The 231-nt window shown below is 82.7% G+C and carries 1 pseudogene; it reads right to left on the bottom strand.

Annotation, left to right across the window (positions count from 1 at the left end):
• Positions 1–231, bottom strand: a pseudogene (locus KVT14_RS21780) (leucyl aminopeptidase); the annotation flags it as partial.

The following is a 231-nucleotide window of genomic DNA, read 5'->3' as shown; positions in this document are numbered from 1 at the left end:
GCGACGGCGACCGACGGGGCGCCGGTGAGCTCGCCCAGGGCCGCGCCGGCCGCGCGGCGCAGCGACTCGGCGTCCGGGACGACCCCGTCCAGCGGGCCGACGCCGGTGAGCACGTCGGTCCTCGCCGCCAGCTTGCCCGCGCCGGGGAGCCGCCGGACCTCGACGTCGGCGCCGGGGGTGCCGAGCACGCCGGCGCGGCCCGTCACCTGCTCCTCGGGCTCGGCGGGCACC

Source organism: Cellulomonas sp. GbtcB1, assembly GCF_019091725.1.
Taxonomy (GTDB): domain Bacteria; phylum Actinomycetota; class Actinomycetes; order Actinomycetales; family Cellulomonadaceae; genus Cellulomonas.
Note: the sequence above shows the minus strand (reverse complement) of the source record. Positions and strands in the feature narration are given on the sequence as shown.